This window comes from Rubritalea sp. (genome assembly GCF_039830215.1).
Taxonomy (GTDB): Bacteria; Verrucomicrobiota; Verrucomicrobiia; order Verrucomicrobiales; family Akkermansiaceae; genus Rubritalea.
Genome location: NZ_JBDOPO010000262.1, coordinates 1 through 2,369, shown reverse-complemented (window position 1 = coordinate 2,369; position 2,369 = coordinate 1). Strand labels below are relative to the sequence as shown.

The window sequence follows — 2,369 nt, the reverse complement described above, 5'->3', positions numbered from 1 at the left end:
GATCAAGCTCGAGAAGACAGCACTCAATCTCTTAACAGACAAAGGTTACGACCCGACATACGGAGCGCGCCCAATGCGTCGTGCTGTTGAGCGTTTCCTCGAAGACCCACTTGCAGAAGCTCTACTTCGCGGAGATGTGAAGGAAGGCGACACAGTCAAAGTCTCATGTAAACGTGGCACTGAAGAACTCGTCTTTAAGCCAGTCAAAGCAAAACCAAGATCTAACGGAGCTACGAAAGCGTAAGTCTGCAATATTTTGTAAAGATAACTCGTAAGCCTTAGAGTGAAAAACTCTGAGGCTTTGTTTTTTGTGATAAAAATCACATATATTTTCCTATTTTAGGAAGTCGCTTACGCATTTCATTCAGGAGTTTGAACTAGGTCTCTTCATTTACACCAAGTCATAGGTCTGCGACGTAATGTTTATTACACCACTTCAGGGCGTCAACGCTCGCTGTTTCAGCACTCGACTAGCAAGCATGATAAAACATAGTGGCTTTTCCTGTCAGTAGAATCCAGATTTTTTGTTCTAGCGTGCTGTTTAATGAGTAAGAAAAATCGGATCTTCCTCCAACTGTCTAGTCAGAGGGTGTGCTGATTTACTCAGTTAAAATCAATAACACCAATAAAAAAAAGAGTACATTCGACACTGCGAAGAATTAAAAAAGGAGGTCATAGATTATTTCTTAAAGAGCAGCAACAGCGTGGCTCAGTGATGCCGAGACTTCAATATTTCAGCCAGCCAGTGCTGAGCATCATGGCAGCAGAAAATACTCGGAAGCTGCGAGATTAAGTCCACAGCAACCCTCCCACCAAACACCTTAGATGAGCCTAGTTTAGTGGATTTGGTTGATGAATTCAGGGGACTCAGAAAGTACCTAGCTCAAGCCCATAGCAGAGATGGCACTCTAAAAAAGACTGCGTTCATATTGGGAAACGAAGCTCAGAAAAATATGAGCTAATAGCCGAGATGTGTGAAATTTCCTAACTACACCACCAGTGAGCTTCGACGGCATTTTGCGGTCCTCGCTCAGGCTGTCTTTAGCCCGTAATGGATAAAGAAAATTCAGCACATTGAAGTCTACGGCCAAACTAGCATGACTACAGAACTGCTGTAACGAGAGTGCCACTGATCTCAAAACTCCGTAGCCTAGCTCATGCGTCATCACGTATTGATTGCTAAAGGCGCTAAAGCCTTCATTCCACAAAGATGATCAGCGTCGATAAGAAAACTAAACACAGCTCAAATAACTTCGAGAATTCAAAGTCTGAGCACTTCGGAAAGGTCCTCAGAGCTGACGTCCCGACCAAGCAGCAGGGCTTGTTGTATTTATTCTTTTGTTATCGGCCTATTCTCAAGAGCGGTTCTCGGTGTTGAGACTACCTATTAAAGCAGAAATCCGTCATCGAATTCTAACAAAAATCCAAGCGGTGACTGTAGTATTTCACAAGTACTATCGTCATTTCCATGCGAATCTGGGCATTTTATAACATAAGCCTAAGGCGCCCAACACTGGTAAATATCTCGCTATACGAGTTCCTAGACCAACACAACCAATTAGCTTTAGCAGTCTGAAAAGCTAACCCTCAAATGAGGACGCCGCCTGATCTGATCTCGTTGGAAACTCCAGATTTTAGGAGGTTGTTGTGTAGGCTTACTCTTGCCTAATGAATAGAAGGAGAACCACAGTGAAAAAATGGCTATTCTGCAGAAACTTTTTAGAAAATGACGTCATCGAGTCATGTTTGAGTTATCTAACAACTATCGATATCGCTATTAAACCACACAAAAAATCCCGAACCGAATGAACGGAGCGGGATTTGAAATTTTGGGGCGTTTGTGGTTCTTATTGGTAAGAACGGACGGACTGTTTCACAAACTCGAAGTTGAGGTCTTCTTTGTGTAGCTTAGGAAGGTTGCCGAAACCCTGGTATTCCCATGCAGCAACATAAGAGAATTCTTTGTCGTCACGAAGAGCTTCACCTTGCTGAGTTACTCCAGCTATAACTTCTGGAGATTCCTCGGTGAACTGGTGCTCACCACGGAAGTGGCCTCCACAAGACTCTTCGCGGTTTAGAGCATCACAACAAGTAAGTTCAGCGAACTCGAAGAAGTCAGCTAGGCGAGCAGCTTTCTCAAGCTCTTGGTTCAATTCGTTAGACTCCCCTGGAATGCGCACGTTGTTGTAGAATTCGTCACGAACTTCAGGGATCCGCTTGAGTGCGAACTCAAGGCCTTCTTTGGTACGCTCCATGCCGCAGTAATCCCACATAAGTTGACCGAGCTCGCGGTGGAATGAATCCACTGAGCGGTCACCTTTGATATTGATGAGCTTATCGAGACGTTCTATTACTTCCTTTTTAGCTTC

At 44.1% G+C, this 2,369-nt stretch carries 2 pseudogenes; one reads left to right on the top strand and one right to left on the bottom strand.

Annotated elements, in window-relative coordinates:
• A pseudogene (locus ABGY95_RS08705) lies at positions 1-244 on the top strand (hypothetical protein); the annotation flags it as partial.
• A 1,603-nt stretch (positions 245-1,847) separates the two neighbouring features.
• On the opposite strand, the pseudogene ABGY95_RS08700 reads toward ABGY95_RS08705, so the two are convergent.
• Positions 1,848-2,369, bottom strand: a pseudogene (locus ABGY95_RS08700) (fumarate reductase/succinate dehydrogenase flavoprotein subunit); the annotation flags it as partial.